At 70.8% G+C, this 17302-nt stretch carries 19 protein-coding genes; 14 read left to right on the top strand and 5 right to left on the bottom strand.

Features of this window, described 5'->3' with window-relative positions; translation table 11 throughout:
• Positions 1-21 precede the first annotated feature (21 nt).
• The 6 genes from C8D81_RS21455 to C8D81_RS03195 all read left to right on the top strand — a co-directional run bounded on the left by C8D81_RS21455 (position 22) and on the right by C8D81_RS03195 (position 5221).
• Positions 22-990, top strand: coding sequence for an acetyl-CoA carboxylase carboxyltransferase subunit beta (locus C8D81_RS21455; protein ID WP_229237904.1), 969 nt, complete (start codon positions 22-24; stop codon positions 988-990).
• Entirely contained in the window at positions 987-1523 is a 537-nt protein-coding gene (locus tag C8D81_RS21460) for a carboxyl transferase domain-containing protein (RefSeq protein WP_229237905.1), read from the top strand. The genes C8D81_RS21455 and C8D81_RS21460 overlap by 4 nt, the downstream gene beginning before the upstream one ends.
• 29 nt (positions 1524-1552) lie before the next feature.
• Positions 1553-2167 (top strand): DUF5998 family protein, encoded by a 615-nt coding sequence (locus tag C8D81_RS03180; RefSeq protein ID WP_208109082.1) that lies wholly within the window; start codon positions 1553-1555, stop codon positions 2165-2167.
• A gap of 2 nt (positions 2168-2169) precedes the next feature.
• Positions 2170-3288 carry an alkaline phosphatase family protein gene (locus C8D81_RS03185; protein ID WP_229237906.1) on the top strand — a complete coding sequence of 373 codons (1119 nt, stop codon included), beginning with the start codon at positions 2170-2172 and terminating at the stop codon, positions 3286-3288.
• Between the two features lie 362 nt (positions 3289-3650).
• Positions 3651-4355: a thymidine kinase gene (locus tag C8D81_RS03190; RefSeq protein WP_094358162.1), complete on the top strand. Its 705-nt coding sequence runs from the start codon at positions 3651-3653 to the stop codon at positions 4353-4355.
• Positions 4356-4387: 32 nt separating this feature from the next.
• On the top strand, positions 4388-5221 hold the full coding sequence (locus tag C8D81_RS03195) for a sulfurtransferase (RefSeq protein WP_208109083.1): 834 nt from the start codon (positions 4388-4390) through the stop codon (positions 5219-5221).
• A gap of 40 nt (positions 5222-5261) precedes the next feature.
• Here C8D81_RS03195 and sepH read toward each other — a convergent pair whose 3' ends face one another.
• Positions 5262-6725, bottom strand: a complete 1464-nt coding sequence (gene sepH, locus C8D81_RS03200) for a septation protein SepH (RefSeq protein ID WP_133625539.1) — start codon at positions 6723-6725, stop codon at positions 5262-5264.
• A gap of 136 nt (positions 6726-6861) precedes the next feature.
• Between sepH and hemH the strand changes: the two genes are divergently transcribed.
• Positions 6862-8046 (top strand): ferrochelatase, encoded by a 1185-nt coding sequence (gene hemH, locus C8D81_RS03205; protein ID WP_133625540.1) that lies wholly within the window; start codon positions 6862-6864, stop codon positions 8044-8046.
• On the opposite strand, the gene C8D81_RS03210 is transcribed toward hemH, so the two are convergent.
• Positions 8028-9125, bottom strand: a complete 1098-nt coding sequence (locus C8D81_RS03210) for a glycerate kinase (RefSeq protein WP_229237907.1) — start codon at positions 9123-9125, stop codon at positions 8028-8030. The genes hemH and C8D81_RS03210 overlap by 19 nt on opposite strands.
• A gap of 215 nt (positions 9126-9340) precedes the next feature.
• Here C8D81_RS03210 and C8D81_RS03215 point away from each other — a divergent pair, with 215 nt between their 5' ends.
• The gene (locus tag C8D81_RS03215; protein ID WP_094358168.1) at positions 9341-9640 is read left to right on the top strand and encodes a DUF4193 domain-containing protein; all 300 of its coding nucleotides are present in this window, start codon (positions 9341-9343) and stop codon (positions 9638-9640) included.
• A gap of 70 nt (positions 9641-9710) precedes the next feature.
• Here C8D81_RS03215 and C8D81_RS03220 read toward each other — a convergent pair whose 3' ends face one another.
• Positions 9711-9995, bottom strand: coding sequence for a DUF4235 domain-containing protein (locus C8D81_RS03220; RefSeq protein ID WP_166646652.1), 285 nt, complete (start codon positions 9993-9995; stop codon positions 9711-9713).
• Between the two features lie 144 nt (positions 9996-10139).
• Here C8D81_RS03220 and C8D81_RS03225 point away from each other — a divergent pair, with 144 nt between their 5' ends.
• The 4 genes from C8D81_RS03225 to C8D81_RS03240 all read left to right on the top strand — a co-directional run bounded on the left by C8D81_RS03225 (position 10140) and on the right by C8D81_RS03240 (position 12546).
• Entirely contained in the window at positions 10140-10670 is a 531-nt protein-coding gene (locus tag C8D81_RS03225; protein WP_094406208.1) for a DUF3093 domain-containing protein, read from the top strand.
• Positions 10671-10680: 10 nt separating this feature from the next.
• Entirely contained in the window at positions 10681-11124 is a 444-nt protein-coding gene (gene dut, locus C8D81_RS03230) for a dUTP diphosphatase (RefSeq protein WP_172421684.1), read from the top strand.
• Positions 11125-11213: 89 nt separating this feature from the next.
• Entirely contained in the window at positions 11214-12071 is an 858-nt protein-coding gene (locus C8D81_RS03235; RefSeq protein WP_166646653.1) for a DUF3710 domain-containing protein, read from the top strand.
• A 67-nt stretch (positions 12072-12138) separates the two neighbouring features.
• Positions 12139-12546, top strand: coding sequence for an OB-fold nucleic acid binding domain-containing protein (locus C8D81_RS03240; RefSeq protein ID WP_229118041.1), 408 nt, complete (start codon positions 12139-12141; stop codon positions 12544-12546).
• Here the strand turns inward: C8D81_RS03240 and C8D81_RS03245 are convergent.
• Positions 12516-13238, bottom strand: coding sequence for a potassium channel family protein (locus C8D81_RS03245; RefSeq protein WP_094358174.1), 723 nt, complete (start codon positions 13236-13238; stop codon positions 12516-12518). The genes C8D81_RS03240 and C8D81_RS03245 overlap by 31 nt on opposite strands.
• Before the next feature lie 21 nt (positions 13239-13259).
• The gene (locus C8D81_RS03250; protein ID WP_407644067.1) at positions 13260-13937 is read right to left on the bottom strand and encodes a potassium channel family protein; all 678 of its coding nucleotides are present in this window, start codon (positions 13935-13937) and stop codon (positions 13260-13262) included.
• Positions 13938-14058: 121 nt separating this feature from the next.
• Here C8D81_RS03250 and C8D81_RS03255 point away from each other — a divergent pair, with 121 nt between their 5' ends.
• Together C8D81_RS03255 and C8D81_RS03260 are read left to right on the top strand one after the other, a co-directional pair.
• On the top strand, positions 14059-16098 hold the full coding sequence (locus C8D81_RS03255) for an APC family permease (RefSeq protein ID WP_094399940.1): 2040 nt from the start codon (positions 14059-14061) through the stop codon (positions 16096-16098).
• Positions 16091-17281 (top strand): class I SAM-dependent RNA methyltransferase, encoded by a 1191-nt coding sequence (locus C8D81_RS03260; RefSeq protein ID WP_133625542.1) that lies wholly within the window; start codon positions 16091-16093, stop codon positions 17279-17281. Before C8D81_RS03255 ends, C8D81_RS03260 begins: the two co-directional genes overlap by 8 nt.
• Positions 17282-17302: the final 21 nt, after the last annotated feature.

Consider the following 17302-nt stretch of genomic DNA (forward strand, 5'->3'; position numbering starts at 1 on the left):
TGGGATGACACGGGGTCTGGGATGACACGGGGCCGACCGGGGGCCCGCGAGCTGATCGCGGCGGCCGTCGATGCCGACAGCTGGACCAGCTGGGACGAGCCCATTCCCGCGCGCGCCCATGGCACCGATCCGGACTATCTGGCGGCCCTGGAGCGGGCCCGGGCGAAGGCCGGCACTGACGAGGCCGTGCTCACCGGACGGGCCAGGATCCAGGGGCTGCCGGTGGCACTGGTGGTCAGCGAGTTCGCCTTCCTCGGCGGCTCGGTGGGCCGGGCGACCGGGCAACGGATCACCGCCGCGGTGCGCCGCGCCACCGCCGAAGGACTGCCGCTGATCGCGGCCACCGCGTCCGGTGGCACCCGGATGCAGGAGGGCACCCCGGCCTTCGTCACCATGATCGACATCTCCCGGGCGGTGGTCGCACACAAGGCGGCCGGGCTGCCCTATCTGGTCTACCTGCGCCACCCCACCACCGGCGGCGTGTTCGCCTCCTGGGGATCGCTGGGCCACATCGCGGTCGCCGAACCCGGTGCGCTGATCGGATTCCTCGGGCCGGTGGTCTACGAGGCCCTCAACGGCCGACCGTTTCCCCCGGGCGTACAGGTCGCGGAAAACCTGCGGGCGAAGGGAATCATCGATGCGGTGGCGCCGGTCGAGGCGCTGCCGACGCTCGCCGCCCGGGCCCTCACCCTGCTCACCCCCGCCGAGGACCGGACATCCGAGCGACCACCGTGGGCGGCCGCCGGGTCCGGACCCCGCCCATCGGGTGTGTCCCGGGCACACACCCATCGGCCCGGCACGTTCGTCCCCGACCCCGATCAGGACGCTTGGCGGGACATCGAGCTGACCCGGCGCCCCGACCGACCCGGCGTACGCGACCTGCTGCGCGTCGTCGCCGACGAGGTGATCCCGCTGACCGGACCCAGGAGGGGGAGGCGGGTGACGCGCTGTTCACCGCCCTGGCCGCCATCGATGGCCGTTCCTGCGTGATCGTCGGGCAGGACCGCCGCACCCAGCTCGCCGACGTCCCGCTCGGGCCGGCCGCCCTGCGCAGCGCGCGCCGCGGAATGCGGATGGCCGATGAGCTGGGCCTGCCGCTGGTCTGTGTCATCGACACCCCCGGTGCCGACCTGTCCGCCGATGCCGAGGAGGGGGCGCTGGCCTCGGAGATCGCCCGCTGCCTGGCGGATCTGGTCGCGCTGCGCGTACCCACCGTCTCGGTCATCCTGGGGGAGGGCTGTGGCGGTGGTGCACTGGCCCTGCTGCCGGCCAGACGGGTGATCGTCGCCGAACACGGTTGGCTCTCCCCGCTGCCGCCCGAGGGGGCCAGCGCGATCCTGTTCGGCGACACCAGCCACGCCCCGCAGCTGGCGCGGCAGCGGCGGATCCGTTCGGTGGACCTGCTCGCCGGCGGTACCGCCCACGTGATCGTCCCCGAGCGCCCGGCCGCCCACCTGGATCCGGAGGGGTTCTGTCGCGCGGTCGGCGCCGAGATCGGCCGGCAGATCGGCGTTCAGACCTGAGCCGTCGCGGTTCATGTGAGAATGGCCGAATGGACTTCATGCACGCCAGTGGGGACACGCGGCAGGCGCTGCGCGCGGACCTCGCCTCCTGCGGATACTTTCCCGAACTCGTCGAGGACACCGTCCTGCTGGCGGTCGGGGCGGAGGAGGTCATCGACTTCGTCGTGCACCACGAGCCGACCTTCAACCACGACGAGGTGCGCCGCCACCTCACCGTGCTGGTGCTGACCCCGACCCGGCTCGTCGTCGGGCACACCGACGAACAACCCGCCGACACCCCCGGTGGGGCACCCGCGGCGGCCACCTCCGCGGAATCGATCGGCCTGGCCGCGGTGCACACGGTCGCACTGACCCGGGTGATCACCCAGCCGGAGAAGTACCACCAGGGCGACCCGGCCTACGAGGCCTGGCTCTCGGTGGCCTGGGGCGCCATGCATCGGGTCGAACTGGAGCCCGCCGGCTGCGCCGACCCGACCTGCGAGGCCGACCACGGCTACACCGGCACGATGGTTCCCGACGATCTGGTGGTCCGGATGAGCGTGGCGGCCGACGGTGCCGAGCGGGTCGGCGGGCTGGTCGGCTTCGCCACCACGCTGCAGCAGGCCACCGGCCGCGGTTCGGTCTCCACCCGGATCGGCGGCTGAGGATGGGGGTTGCGCCGCAGCCGATGCTGCGGCCGGCATACGGGCGCGCCTCGTTGTCGGACCTGCTGCCCTCGGTCGGGGCCCAACTCGGCGTCCCCGGTGCGGAGAACGTGCTGCAGTTGCCGGCCTCGGAACGCTGGGTGGTGCTGCTGGTCGACGGCCTGGGGGACCTGCTGCTCGCCGATGCCGCCGCCGAGGCCCCCTATCTGGCCGGTCTCCGCGGCCGGACGCTCACCTGCGGCGTACCCTCCACCACGGTCACCTCGCTGAGCAGCCTCGGTACCGGCCTGCCACCCGGCCAGCACGGCATGGCCGGCTACATGTGCCGGGTGCCCGAGACCAATGAGATCCTCAACGCGCTGATCTGGAACTCGGCGGTCAAACCGCGGGACTTCCAGTCCGAGCCGACCGTCTTCGAACGCGCCCGGGCCGCCGGGATCCGCACCTCGAGCGTCTCCCCGGCCCGCTTCGAGGGCTCCGGGCTGACCTCCGCCGCACTCCGCGGGCCAGACTTCCGCGGGATCGACGAGGCCGATGAGGACCAGCGGATCCGCGAGATCGTGGCCGCGGCGACCGCCGGCGATCGAACGTTGGTGTACGCCTACGAGCGCGAACTGGACCACACCGGCCACGGCCGGGGCGTGGCCTCGCCGCAGTGGCGGGAGCACCTGCGCCGGATCGATGCGTTCTGCGCCCGGCTGCGCAGCGAACTGCCCAGCGATGTCCGGCTCGTGCTCACCGGCGACCACGGCATGATCGACGTGCCGGGCCGGAACTTCCTGATCGTGGAGGAGGAACCGTCGCTGCTCGCCGGGGTCACCGGGCTGGCCGGGGAGGGCCGGCTGCGGCAGCTCTACACCGACGAGCCGCGGCCCCTCGCAGATCGCTGGGCCGACCGGCTCGGCGACCATGCCTGGGTCCGGACCCGCGACGAGGCGATCGACGAGGGCTGGTTCGGTCCGGTCTCGGACCGGGTACGCCGCCGCTTCGGCGATGTGCTGATCGCGATGCGCACCGACTGGGCCGTGATGACCAGGACCCTGCCCCGCGAACTCGACCTGGTCGGCATGCACGGCAGCCTCACCCCGGTCGAGATGACCGTCCCCCTCCTCGTCGACTGACCCACACCCGTGCCCCACACGCTCTTCGAGTAGGTCGCGCAGCGACCGTGTCGAGAAGAGCAACTCGATGCTCCTCGGTACGCGTCCGGTCCCTGGACCACTCATGGCCGCCAGAATCTGCGGCTCGATCGAGGAATCGGCCGATCTGGGGACCGATCGGGAATCGAGCCGCAGATTCCGGCGGGCCGGTGCGCTGCACTGAGGGCTCATCTCGACACGCCGACCATTGCTCCGCTCCGCTGCGCATGGTCGGCTACTCGATGAGCGGGGTGGGTGGCTGCGCATGGTCGGCTACTCGATGAGCGGGTGGGTGGCTGTTCGATGGGCGTGCGTGTCCGGGAATCCCACTAGGATGGCCCCTCGTGGCTGACCTCGTCTTCTTCACCGGTCCGATGGATTGTGGCAAGTCCACGCTGGCGCTCCAGTTGGACCACACGCAGCGGGTCGGGGGCCGTGCGGGGCTGCTCTGCACCAGCCAGGATCGCTCCGGTGCCGCGCAGATCTCCTCCCGGCTCGGGCTCGTCGAACCGGCGGTCGAGGTCTCGGCCGAGCTGGACTTCTGGACCCATGTGGTGCATGCGCTGACCGGCGGGGCGCGGATCGACTATCTGATCTGCGATGAGGCCCAGTTCTACACCGCCGTCCAGATCGACCAGCTCGCCCGGATCGTCGACGAGCTGAGCATCGACGTGTACGCCTTCGGCATCCTCAGCGACTTCCGCACCCAGCTGTTCCCCGGATCGAAACGGCTGGTCGAGCTCGCCGACCGGATCGAGACGCCGCAGGTGCAGCCGCTGTGCTGGTGCGGCCAGCAGGCCACCCACAACGCCCGCACGGTCGATGGCCGGATGGTGACCGAGGGCAGCCAGGTCGTCGTCGGGGACACCACCAGCGAGATCGCCGCAGCGGGGGAGCCGGCCCCCGAGGTCGGCTACGAGGTGCTCTGCCGCCGACACCATCGCCGCCGGATGACCCGCGCCGTCGCGCAGGCCACGTTGAGCCCCGAGCCGCTGCCGTTCGGCTCGGACGAGGCGGATGAGTTCGAAGCGGAGCAGTCGGCGTTCTAGGCTGACAGCCCCAGCCGACCGCGGAGGTGCCCGTGTCCCCGAACGTCTTGATCCAGCCCGACGAACTCGCCACGCTGCTGGCCACCGAGCAGCCGCCGGTCGTGCTCGACGCGCGCTATCCGGGCCCGGCCGCGACCGGCAACGGGCTGCCCGCCTTCCGCGAGGGACACATCCCCGGTTCCCAGTGGATCGACGTGAACACCGAGCTGTCCGGTCCCACCCGCCCCGACGGTGCGGGCGGACGGCACCCGCTGCCGGATCCGGCCGCGCTGCAGCAGACCCTGCGCCGACTCGGCGTACGCCAGGACTCGCGGGTCGTCGTGCTGGACGGCGGCAACGCGATGGCCGCGGGCCGCTTGTGGTGGCTGTTGACCGATGCCGGGGTGTCCGGCGTACGCGTTCTCGATGGCGGATTCGCTGCCTGGCAAGGAAATGGGGGAGTCGTGGCGACCGGCGATCCGGACCCGGTCCGCGAGGGCGATGTGGAACTGCGGCCCGGTCAGCTGCCGGTCGTCGACGCCGACCAGGTGGCGGCCGCGACCGGGCAGGTCTGGGACGTGCGGGCCGCCGAACGCTACCGCGGTGAGTCCGAACCGATCGACCCGGTCGCCGGCCACATCCCCGGTGCGGGCAACCTGCCCTCGACCGAGGCACAGCAGCCCGACGGCCGGTTCCGGGACCCGGCCGAGCTGGCCGAGTTCTATGCCGAGGTACGCCCCGGCGACATCGTCTACTGCGGGTCCGGGATCACCGCCGCACAGACCCTGCTGGCGCTGACCGCCGCCGGCAGGGCCGACGGCGTCGCGCTCTATCCGGGATCCTGGAGCGACTGGATCGCCGGCGACCGTGAGGTCGCCACCGGCTAGTCCAGGGCGGTCGAGACCTGCCCAGGGTGACGAAGCGAGGTCACTCCTTGGTGTTGGGCGGGGGGCCGCCGAACATGATCTCGTCCCAGGACGGCACCGAGGCCCGACGCTTGCGGCTCTTGCGCTGCTTGGCCGCCGGTTTCTGCTCCGGCTCCTTCGAATCCTGTTCCTTGGACTCCTGCCGCTGGTCGGCAGCCGAGTCGGCCGGCTCCGGTTCCGGCGTCTCGGTCCTCCCTGCCGGGGCAGGCTTTCCGGCCGATTCCTGCTCGTCGAGGTGATCCACCAGGGACGGCTGCTCGGGTTCGACGACGGGCCGGGCCTTCGTTGCGCCACGCTGGTTCCGGGCCGGCCGCCTGATCGGCTGTGCCGGTTCGGCGTCCTCATCCTCGGTGGCGTCGTCCTCGGTCGCATCGTCCTCGCCGCGGTCCACCACGGTCGGTCCCGGTTCGGTCGCCTCGGGCCGGCCGGCATCGGGATCCGTCGCGGCGGCGGGCCGCGGGATCCGGACATTGGTCGGCTCGTCCTCGTCCTGCTCGTCGTCCAGCTCGACCTCGGTGACCTCGACCACCTCGACCTCGGTCACCTCGACGATCTCCTCCTCGCGCGGCGCATCCCCGCCCGGGGCCGCACCCTGGCGCGGCGCCTCGTCGAGCACCGGTTCGGACAGCCCGGCATAGATGTTGATCGAGTCCTCGGCCATCCCGCCGAGCATGTCGTAGAGCACGTCCAGCTCGGAGCGGCCATCGGGGACCACGCCATAGCTGTCGATCTCGGCCTCGACCTCACTGGCGATCTCCTGCGGGGTGGCCGCGCTCGTCGGCAGCGACTCCTCGTCAGCCAAGCCCTCGTGCGACTCGTCCTCGTTCGAGCCGTCCTCGTTCGAACCGGGCTCGCCGGCCCCGCTCCTGCGGCTGTCCGTGGCGCGGTCGGCGATCGGCTGGGTCACCTCGTCCGAGCCCTCGGGCTCGTCCTCGACCTCGTCGACATCCCCCTCATCGACATCACCCGCGTCGACGTCCTCGACCTCCTCGGGCGAGGACACCGCGCGGACCAGGGCCAGCTCGTCGCTGTCCTCCTGCTCCTGGGTCGCCTCCCCGATCAGCCACCGGGCATCATCGTTCAGCGCCACCGAGAAACGGCCCGCCTGGTCATAGCGGAACAGGCCCTCGCGCTCACTGCCCTTCGCCTGGTAGCGGGCGCGTACCGTCCAGCGCCGATCCTCCTCGCGCCAGGCGTCCCAGTCCACCCCATCGGGATCGACACCGGCACTGGTCAGTCGCTGCTCGACCACCGGCCGCAGATTGCGATGGGTCGAGGTCTCGCCGCGTCGGCGTACGGTCGCCGCCAGCGCCGTCCGGGCGATGTGGTCACGTTCGGCGATCACCGGGGCGGCGTACGCCTCGATCCGCTCGGCCGGGACGCCGGCCTCGCGGGCGACCTCCTCGAGAGATTGCCCGGAACGGATCCGGGCCTGGATCTCCCGAGGTCTCAGTGCGCTGTCCATGTCCTCGCTCTCCAGAGGTCCCACCGGTAGTCGGACGTGGTACGGCACCACGTCCCCCTGACGTTACAGGTATCGCGCAATGAGTGTTCCCGACACGCTGTCCCCGACGCTGGGCCTCTGAGGCAGACTTCTCGGTATGAGCGATTCGGACCTCGGGCCGTACCAGGCCGTCGTAGTGGTGAGCTTCGGTGGGCCCGAGGCCCCCGAGGAGGTGCGCCCGTTCCTGCGGCGGGTCGTCGGCGGGCGCCCGATCCCCGAGGCCCGGCTCACCGAGGTGGCCCAGCATTACTTCGCCCGGGGCGGAGTCAGCCCGATCAACGCCGAGACCAGGGCCCTGGTCGCCGCGCTGGAGGCGGAGCTGCGCCGGCGGGGGATCGAGGTGCCGGTGGTCTGGGGTGCCCGCAACACCGCCCCGTTCCTGGCCGACACCCTCACCGAGCTGAGCCGTTCCGGCATCCGCCGGGCGGTCGCGCTGACCACCAGCGCCTACCCCTCCTACTCGTCCTGCCGGCAGTACCGGGAGAACCTGTGGGACGCCCGCGAGCAGGCGATCGAGGCGACCGGCGGCGAGCTCGAACTCGACCGGATCCGGCAGTACGCCCACCATCCCGGTTTCGTCACCGCGAACCTGACCGCCACCCGGGAGGCGCTGGCGGACCTGGAGCGGAGCACCGAGGGGGAGGACATCCCGCATCTGGTCTTCGTCACCCACTCGATCCCGGTCCCGATGGCCGAGTCCGCCGGCCCGGAACCGCGCTCGGCGGAAGGGTCCTATGTGGATTGGCATCGCACGGTGGCCGAGGAGATCGTGCACCAGCTCGCCACCGAGCGCGGACTGGCGGACACGCCCGCCTGGGAGTTGGCGTACTGCTCGCGCAGCGGCCGACCGCAGGATCCGTGGCTGGAACCCGATGTCAACGATCTGCTGGAACATCTGGCCGGGCAGGGAGTACGCCGGGTGGTGCTGGTGCCGATCGGGTTCACCAGTGACCACATGGAGGTCGTCCAGGATCTCGACACCGAGGCGGTGCGGACCGCCGGCCGGCTCGGGATCAGCATCCGCCGCGCCGCGACCGCACGCACCGATGCCGCCTTCGTCGGCGGACTGGTGGATCTGCTGGAGGAACGGGCCCGGGTGGCCCGCGGTGACCAGGTGCTGCCCGAGGTGATCGACCACGGCAGCCCGGGCCGCTACGAGTGCCCCGCGAGCTGCTGTGTGAACCTGCGCGAACCCGGTCGCCCGGCCCTCTGCGAGGCCCCCGGGGAACCGGATCACAGCGGCGAGGCCCGCCGCCGCTCGGGTCAGGTCTGGCGGAGCTGACCAGCGGCCCGCGCGCCGGCCTCGGTCAACCAGCGGGCCGGGTCGGCGAAGGAGGCCGCCGGGGAGCCGGCCAGGTCGGCGAGCGCGAAGGTGTCCACACCCGGTACCTCGGTGGCCACCGCCCCGGCGACGACGACCTTCATCGGTGCCCCGGGCAGCGACAGCGCATGCCCGACGACCTTGCCGGACAGGGAGGTCTGGTCGAACTTCCCCTCACCGGTGATCAGCACGTCGGCGCCGGCGACGGCCTCGGTCAGCCCGCTGGCCGAGGCGATATAGGGGGCGCCGGGTTCGATCCGGCCACCGAGCACCGCGGCCAGGGCGTACCCGGCCCCACCCGCGGCACCCATCCCGGGCCGGTCGGAGTCGATCCCGACCACCTCGGCCAATCGCCGCAATCCCTGTTCCAGAACGGAGATGTCGTCGGCGTCGGCACCCTTCTGCGGGCCGAACACCGCGGCCGCACCCTGCGCACCGAGCAGCGGGGACTCGACATCGGTGAGCACCACGACCTCATCGGGCCGCCGCATCGCCGAGGTGTCCAACCGGGCCAGGTTCCGCAGCGCCGCCCCGCCCGGGGGCAGATCGTTGCCGTCGGCGTCCAGCAACCGGGCGCCGAGACCGGTCAGGATGCCGGCCCCGCCGTCGGTGGAGGCCGAGCCGCCCAGCCCGACCAGGATCCGCTGCGCCCCGTCGGCGAGCGCCGCCGCCATCACCTGGCCCAGGCCGATGCAGTTGGCGCCCAGCGGATCGGGGCGGCGCATCAGCGGCAGACCGGACATCTGGGCCAGCTCGAGCACCGCGTCCTGGTTGCCCAGCCGCAGCCAGCGACCCGGCGTACCGCGGCCGTCCGGTCCGGTGACGGTGCCCGCGTCCCGGTACGCCGACCGCTCGTCCCCGGCTGCCAGGGCCGCCATCGTGCCCTCACCGCCGTCGGCCTGGGGGAGCAGCAGCAGGTCGTCGTCAGGGCGCGCCCGGTGCCAACCGGCGGCCAGCGCCTCGGCGGCGGGCAGCGCGTCCAGGCTGCCCTTCAACGAATCCGGGGCGATCACGACGGTCACGGCGGAGCTGGTCGACACGGGCGTCCTTCCTGAGCTGTGACCAACACCCTTCCATGAATTTCTCCGTCGGGGTTTCACGTGTCCCGGCTTGTGGTATTCATACGCGCAGGCCACAATCAACACCCCCCGGGACACGCCGCACGGCACCGGGCTGAGGTTCGGGGAATATCACCGGTCTCGGCTTCGTTGAGCGGCCGAATATGCCGAGGCCTAGTTAGTTGGAGAAGGGAACGATGGCGACAGACTACGACGCACCGCGCAAGTCCGATGAGGAGATGAGCGAAGACTCGATCGAGGAGCTCAAGACCCGTCGCAATGACAAGAATTCGGGCAAGGTCGACGAGGACGAGGTGGAGGCCGCGGAGGCCTTCGAGCTGCCCGGTGCCGACCTGTCGCATGAAGAACTGACCGTGCGCGTGCTGCCCCGGCAGCAGGACGAGTTCACCTGTGCCAGCTGTTTCCTGGTACGCCATCGCAGCCAGATCGCGGAGGAGCGCAACGGGAACTACTACTGCATGGATTGCGCCGGCTGAGCGAACCGACGACCACATGCAACAGGGGCCCCGGAAGATCCGGGGCCCCTGTTGTCGTCGCTGGCGATGCTCAGATCTTGAAGCTCATCTTCTTGCCGGGCAGGGCATCGTCACCGAGCGCGGCACGCATCCGGCGCAGCGTGGACCGGTTGGTGAGCAGCTGCACGACCCCGATGCCGACCGCGCTGGCGATCGACCAGGTGACGGCCAGGTGGAGCGGGGTGTCGGGGTCACCGGGCTCCGGCGGCTCCTCCCCGGTGACGATCTCCCAGCTCTTGCTGACGAGCTTCTGGGCAGCGATGGTCGACACCGTGCCGATCACCGCGGTGTAGATCTTCCACAGTCTGGACTGCATCCGGATCTCCTTCAAGGTCTGGGTGTGCTCGCGGGCACGTGCTCCGCTCCAGCCCATAGTAGGGCGAACGCCTCGGCTAGGTTTGACTGGTCACGGGCGGGCCCCGGATCCAGCCCGGCCGCCGTCTGATCGCAAGGAGTGTCGATGTCGCAGGGCCAGTCGGAAGCGCCGGACCAGCCGGAGACCCGCAGCGGGCCGGAGCAGCAGCGGGCGGACCGGCAGTCGTACGCCGAACGGCTCACCGCGCCGCTGTCCTGGTGGTTGATCGCCGGTTTCTTCCTGGCCACCTTCTGGCTGGCGATGGGTTTCTATCTCGGTTGGTTGCAGGGTCTGGCGGGGACCGCGGTGCTCGGTGGACTGGCCGCCTGGGTGCTGATCGACTACGGATCGGTGCGGGTGGCCGCGGGGCCGGACGGGCTGCGTGCCGGCCGGGCGCGGATCGAGTGGCAGTGGGTGTCCGGGGTGACCGCCCTCGATGCGGCCGCGACCCGGGACCGGCAACGGGTGAAGGCCGACGCCCGGGCGTACCTGCTGCTGCGCTCCTATCTGAAACGCGCCGTCGAGGTGACCATCGACGACCCGGCCGACCCGCATCCCTACTGGCTGGTGTCCTGCCGGCGTCCCGACGAACTCGCCCGGGTGGCCCAGGGCTATCTGGGAAAGCGGCGGCAGTAGGCTGCCCGGCGTGACTGACACGCTGACCGTTCCGCTGCAGCAACTGGATCCCGAGCTGCCGGTGCCCCGCTACGCCCACCACGACGACGCCGGCGCCGACCTGCTCGCCGCCGAGGACGTCGAACTGGCCCCGGGGGAGCGCCGCCTGGTGCCGACCGGGGTGGCGATCGCGCTGCCCGAGGGGTACGCCGGATTCGTGCATCCGCGGTCCGGGCTGGCCGCCCGGCACGGCCTCACGATCGTGAACGCACCGGGCACCGTCGATGCCGGTTATCGCGGTGAGATCAAGGTCTGCCTGCTGAACACCGACCCGCACGAACCGATCCGGTTGAACCGTGGTGACCGGATCGCCCAGCTGGTCGTCCAACCGGTGATCCGCGCCGAGTTCCAGCTCGTCGACACGCTCTCCGAGTCGGTGCGCGGCGCCGGCGGTCACGGGTCCACCGGCCGCTGAATCGCGGTTCCGGTTCTCCATGGGCCGGGGTTGGTGCCAAGATGGACGGCGGTGCCCCAGGGCGTACGCCGAACCGAAAACGAAGCGGAGTGGACGACACGATGATCTTTGGCCGGAAGAAGAAGCAGGCCGAGAAGGACGCCGACGAGAGCGTCGAGACCACCACGGTCGACGAGACCTCGGTCGACGACACCAGTGCCGATGCTGCCGACACCGAGACCGGCGCCGCCGATCCGGATGCGGACCTGGACACCGCCGAGGACGACGACGAACTGGATTCCGGTGAGGACGACGACGAGGACGATGACACCGACGCCGAGGACGCCGAGGACGAGTGGGCGGCCCTCGACCTGAGCAAGGACTGGCGCGAGGACGGGCCCTTCGACATCAACGAGGTCGACCTGGAGGCCGACGACATCGAACGGCTGGACTTCGGCGCGCTGGTGATCACCCCGATCCCGGAGTGCGAGCTGCGGCTCCAGGTCGCCGAGGAGACCCAGCAGATCGTCTCCGCGCTGATCGTCAAGGACGAGTCCGCACTCGAACTCTCCGCCTTCGCCGCACCGCGCAGCCCGGGCATGTGGGCCGAGATCCGCGAGCAGATCGTCGAGCAGACCGAGGCCGCCGGCGGCACCGCCGACAGCGTCGAGGGCCCGTTCGGCACCGAGCTGGTGCGCAACGTCCCGGTGCAGACCCCCGACGGGCAGGTGGCCTTCCAGCCGTCCCGCACCTGGGTCGCGCAGGGGCCGCGCTGGCTGCTGCGCGGGGTGCTCTTCGGGCAGGCCGCGCTCAGCGACCAGAGCGACGACGAACTGGTCGGGCCGTTCCTCGACGCGTTCAGCGATGTGGTGGTACGCCGTGGCGACGCCCCGATGCCGGTCGGTGACGTGCTCGCCCTCACCCTGCCGCCGGAACTCCAGCAGGCGGAGCCCGAATCCGCGCAGTGACGCGGCGTACGCTGGGAAGAAGTCGGATGTCGAACTCGTTCTACCGAACTGAAGTGGGGGACCGACGATGAGCGGGAGCACCGGAAGCACGAAGAGCACCGAGTCGCGCCGTGGCCTGGGTGGCATGCTGCGCCGGATCGTCCGCTCCAACGAGGAGTTGGAGTCGGAGGACCTGCGCCGGCAGTCCGAGGAGGCCGGCGCGGCGCTCTGCGGCAGCTGCAACGATCGGCAGAAGGTGCGCCTGCGCGGCACCGTCAGCTCGGTCACCATCAATCCGCAGGACGATTCGCGGCGGCTCGAGGTCGACTTCCGGGACGGTACCGGCCAGGTCACCCTGGTCTGGATGGGTCGGCGCAGTATCCCCGGCATCCAGGCCGGCACCACGATGCTGGTCGAGGGCCGCCTCTCGCGGCACGGCGGCCAGGCGGTCGTCTACAACCCGCGTTACGAGTTGCTGAACGTCCCCGGCATCTGAGGCATCTGCCCCGACACCACCCGACCGGAGGTGCCGCGCGGGGAGAGCACGTCGGCGAGCTCCTGCTCGTGATCGGGGCTGGTGACGAAGAGCAGCTCGTCCCCGGCCTCCAGGGAGCCGTCGGGGTCGGGGGCGCTGGCCCGGCCGTCCCGGATCACCGCGACCAGCACGGTCTCCCCGGGCAGTCCGAGCTCGCCGATCCGCATGCCGACGCAGGTGCTCTGCTCGGGCAGGGTGAACTCGACCACGTTGGTGTCGCCGTTGCGGAAGGTGAACAACCGCACCAGGTCGCCGACGGCCACCGCCTCCTCGACCAGGGCGGACATCAGGCGCGGGGTGGACACCGACACGTCCACCCCCCACACCTCGTCGAACATCCACTCGTTGTAGGGATGGTTCACCCGGGCCACCGTGCGCGGCACCCCGAATTCGGTCTTGGCCAGCAGGGAATGCACCAGATTGACCTTGTCGTCACCGGTCGCGGCGATGGCCACGTCACAGCTGTCCAGACCGGCCTCCTCGAGTGAGGAGAGCTCGCAGGCGTCGGCGAGCAGCCACTCGGCGTCCGGCACCGACTCGGTCTTGATGGCCGCGGGCTGCCTGTCGATCAGCAGCACCTGGTGGCCGTGTTCGATCAGCTCCCGGGCGATGGAGCGGCCCACATGGCCGGCCCCGGCGATTGCGACGCGCATGAAACTCCTCCTGGTCCCGGATCAGTTCTTGGCCGGCGGCTGGCCGAGCACGGTCTCGACGTCACCGACGCGGTCGGCCTCGCAGGCCACGTACGCCAGGTCGCCGTCCTGGAAGATGGTGTCGGACTTCGGCACCATGCCGGTACCGAGCCGGAGCAGGAACGGGATCGGGAACCGTGCGGCCTCCTGCATGGTGCCCACCGTCCGTCCCACCCAGCCCGGATCGACATGCACCTCGACCAGGCGTACCGAACCCGACTGGTCCCGCCACACCGGCTCCGAGCCCTCCGGCAGCAGCCGGCGCAGCACCTTGTCCGAGGCCCAGCGCACGGTCGCCACGGTGGGGATCCCGAGCCGCTCATAGACCTCCGCGCGACCCGGGTCGTAGATCCGGGCCACCACGTTGTCCACGTCGAAGGTCTCGCGCACCACCCGGGCGGCGAGGATGTTGGAGTTGTCACCGCTGGAGACCGCGGCGAAACCGTCGGCCTCCTCGATGCCCGCGCGGCGCAGCACGTCCCGGTCGAAGCCGACACCCTTGACGGTGCGCCCGGAGAATCCCGGCCCGAGACGGCGGAACGCCTCGGCATTGCTGTCGATGATCGCGACCGAGTGGCCCCGTTTCTCCAGGCTGCGGGCCAACCGGGAACCGACCCGGCCGCAACCCATGATGACGATGTGCACGCGCTCTCCTTCCAGTGCCGAGAAAGTATCGCACCACGCCGCCGGCGCGCTGTCCCGGGCAGGGTCACCGAACCGATCCCGCCCGCGCCGCGACCGAGTGGCATCGTTCCCCCGGATCAGGCATAGAGTGCCGCCTGTGAAACTGTCCGACAGCATCAAACGACTGCTGCTGGGGCGCAAGCTGGCATCGGCCCAGCTGGGGGAGACCCTGCTGCCGAAGCGGATCGCGCTGCCCGTCTTCGCCTCCGATGCGCTGTCCTCGGTGGCGTACGCCCCGGACGAGATCCTGCTCACCCTCTCGCTGGCCGGCATGGTCGGATTCGTCTACTCCTGGTGGATCGCCCTGGGTGTCGCGGTGGTGATGCTGGTGGTCGTCGCCTCCTACCGGCAGAACGTGCACGCCTATCCCTCCGGTGGTGGTGACTACGAGGTGGCGACGGTCAACCTCGGCCCGAACGCCGGCCTGACGGTGGCCTCGGCGCTGCTGGTGGACTACGTGCTGACCGTCGCGGTCTCGGTGTCCTCGGGTGTGCAGAACGCGCGCGCCGCGATCCCGTTCATCGCCGGCCACGAGGGGCTCATCGCCGCGGTCATCATCGTCGTGCTGATGGCGATCAACCTGCGCGGGGTCCGCGAATCCGGGTCGGTCTTCGCCATCCCCACCTACTGCTTCATGGCCGGGGTGATCCTGATGACCCTCTACGGCCTGTTCCGGATCCTGGTGCTCGGGGAGGACCTGCGCTCACCGACCGCGCAGTACGAGGTGGTCGGCGCCGAGCAGTACACCCCGCTGGTCGGGATCGCGCTGGTGGTGCTGCTGGCGCGTACCTTCTCCTCCGGCGCCGCCGCGCTGACCGGTGTCGAGGCGATCTCGAACGGCGTACCGGCGTTCAAGCAGCCGAAGAGCAAGAACGCCGCCACCACCCTCGCCCTGCTGGGCGGGATCGCGGTGTCGATGCTGATCGGGATCATCACCCTCGCCAACCTCACCCAGGTCCGGTTGATCGACTCCCCGGAATCGCACTTCACGCTGAACGGGCAGCCGGTGGACGTCTCCCCGGACACCGTGATGGGCCAGCTGGCCGCCACCGTCTTCGACAACTTCCGACCCGGGTTCTACTTCCTGATCGCGGCCACCATGATCATCCTGTTCCTGGCCGCGAACACCGCCTTCAACGGATTCCCCGTGCTCGGCTCGATCCTGGCCCGGGACGGATTCCTGCCGCGCCAGCTGCACACCCGCGGCGACCGGTTGGCGTACAGCAACGGCATCATCCTGCTGGCCGCCGCCGCGGCGGGTCTGGTGCTGGCGTTCAACGCCGATGTGACGAGCCTGATCCAGTTGTATGTGGTCGGGGTCTTCGTCTCGTTCACCGTCTCCCAGACCGGCATGATGCGGCACTGGACCCGGCACCTGAAGACCGAGCGGGATCCGGCGGTACGCAAGCAGATGAAGCGATCCCGGGTGATCAACGCGATCGGGCTGAGCTGCACCGGCACGGTGCTGGTGATCGTGCTGGTGTCCAAGTTCATCTACGGCGCCTGGATGGCGATCCTGGCGATGGCGGTCGTCTTCGTGCTGATGAAGCTGATCAACCGGCACTACAAGCTGGTGGCCCGCGAGATCGCCTGGAGCCCGGGCGATGAGCGGGTGCTGCCGAGCCGGGTGCATGCGGTGGTGATGGTGTCGAAGGTGAACAAGCCGACCCTGCGCGCGCTGATGTTCGCGAAGGCGTCCCGGCCCTCCACGCTGGAGGCGATCACCGTCGACGTGGACGATGCCGAGACCGAGGGGCTGATCGGGGCCTGGGACCGGGCCGATCTGCACATCCCGCTGAAGGTGATCGCCTCGCCCTACCGCGAGGTGATCGGCCCGGTGGTCAAGTACGTCAGCGAGTTGCGCAAGAAGAGCCCCCGCGATGTCGTCGCGGTCTATGTGCCCGAATACGTCGTCGGGCACTGGTGGGAGGGTGCCCTGCACAACCAGACGGCGCTGCTGCTGCGGGCCCGGCTGCACTTCACTCCGGGTGTGATGGTCACCTCGGTGCCCTACCTGCTGAAGTCCTCCGAGGCCGCCCGCGAGCGGCTGGCCCGGGAGGACCCGATGGCCTTCCGGATGGTCGGCACCACCGACGCCACCGACGGACACCGCGACGAACAGCGATCCGATGGCTGAACCCCCCACGTCGGCTGAGCGGGCGAGGAAGGAGCGAGTCGAAGTCACGCCCCCAGAAGCCACCGCCCCCGAGGTCACCGTCGGCCCGATCGCGCACGGCGGGCACTGCATCGCCCGGCACGAGGGCCGGGTGATCTTCGTCCGCCATGCGTTGCCCGGGGAACGCGTCCGGTTGCGGATCACCGACACCAGCCAGGACCGGTTCTGGCGAGCCGATGCGATCGAGGTGCTGGAGGCCGCGCCGGACCGGGTACGCCCGGACTGCCCGGTCTCCGGTCCCGGTGGCTGCGGTGGCTGCGATTTCCAGCACGTCAGCGATTCCGGCGAACTGGAACTGAAGCGCAGTGTGGTCGCCGAGCAGCTCGCCCGGCTGGCCGGCATCGACTGGACCGGTGCGGTGGAAGCGGTGCCGCCGGTGCGGAACTGGCGGCACCGGATGCGCTATCTGGCCGACGCCGGCGGTGAACCGGCGCTGCGCGCCCACCGCTCGCACGAGCTGATCCGGATCCCCGTCGACGGCTGCCCGATCGCCAGCGTGGACCCGCGCGCCCTGGGCGTACCGGAGGTGGCGGAGCAGACCTCGCTGACCGTCGTCGACGCGGCCGAGGAGCAGCTGCTGCTCGTCGGTGATGCCGACGAGTCGGTCGTCGAGGAGGCCGCCGGGCGACGATTCGAGGTGCAGGGACAGGGATTCTGGCAGGTCCACCCGGCCGCCGTGGACACCCTGGTGACCGCCGTGCTCGAGGGCCTGCGGCCCGCCGCGGGGGAACGGGCGTTCGATCTCTACTGCGGAGTCGGCGTGTTCGCCGGCGCGCTCGCCGATGCCGGGGTGACCGTCTGGGGTGTGGAGTCCGACAAGCCCGCCATCTCCCACGCCCGGCGCAATGTGCGGGAGGCGAAGTTCAGCTCCGGCCGGGTGGACCGGGTGCTGCCCAAGCTCCCGCGGCGTACCGATCTGGTCGTCCTCGATCCGCCGCGCGCCGGCGCGGGCCGCAAGGTGCTGGAACAGGTCACCGCCCGCGAACCGCGCGCGATCGCCTATGTGGCCTGCGATCCCGCCGCCCTGGCCCGCGACCTGGCGTACGCCGCAGAGCTCGGTTACACCCCCGACTCGATCCGCGCCTTCAACCTCTTTCCCCGCACCCACCACATCGAGGCCGTCGCCATCCTCACCCCGAACTGAGTTCCTGGCGCACCGTCTGCA

It is taken from the genome of Enemella evansiae, assembly GCF_004362375.1.
GTDB lineage: Bacteria > Actinomycetota > Actinomycetes > Propionibacteriales > Propionibacteriaceae > Enemella > Enemella evansiae.

Bases quoted from the DNA above. Each gene is read 5' to 3' on its own strand.
- C8D81_RS21455 (WP_229237904.1), top strand. From the start codon at position 22: ATGACACGGGGCCGACCGGGGGCCCGCGAGCTGATCGCGGCGGCCGTC.
- C8D81_RS03180 (WP_208109082.1), top strand. From the start codon at position 1,553: ATGGACTTCATGCACGCCAGTGGGGACACGCGGCAGGCGCTGCGCGCG.
- C8D81_RS03185 (WP_229237906.1), top strand. From the start codon at position 2,170: ATGGGGGTTGCGCCGCAGCCGATGCTGCGGCCGGCATACGGGCGCGCC.
- sepH (WP_133625539.1), bottom strand. From the start codon at position 6,725: ATGGACAGCGCACTGAGACCTCGGGAGATCCAGGCCCGGATCCGTTCC.
- hemH (WP_133625540.1), top strand. From the start codon at position 6,862: ATGAGCGATTCGGACCTCGGGCCGTACCAGGCCGTCGTAGTGGTGAGC.
- C8D81_RS03215 (WP_094358168.1), top strand. From the start codon at position 9,341: ATGGCGACAGACTACGACGCACCGCGCAAGTCCGATGAGGAGATGAGC.
- C8D81_RS03220 (WP_166646652.1), bottom strand. From the start codon at position 9,995: ATGCAGTCCAGACTGTGGAAGATCTACACCGCGGTGATCGGCACGGTG.
- C8D81_RS03225 (WP_094406208.1), top strand. From the start codon at position 10,140: ATGTCGCAGGGCCAGTCGGAAGCGCCGGACCAGCCGGAGACCCGCAGC.
- C8D81_RS03240 (WP_229118041.1), top strand. From the start codon at position 12,139: ATGAGCGGGAGCACCGGAAGCACGAAGAGCACCGAGTCGCGCCGTGGC.
- C8D81_RS03245 (WP_094358174.1), bottom strand. From the start codon at position 13,238: ATGCGCGTCGCAATCGCCGGGGCCGGCCATGTGGGCCGCTCCATCGCC.
- C8D81_RS03260 (WP_133625542.1), top strand. From the start codon at position 16,091: ATGGCTGAACCCCCCACGTCGGCTGAGCGGGCGAGGAAGGAGCGAGTC.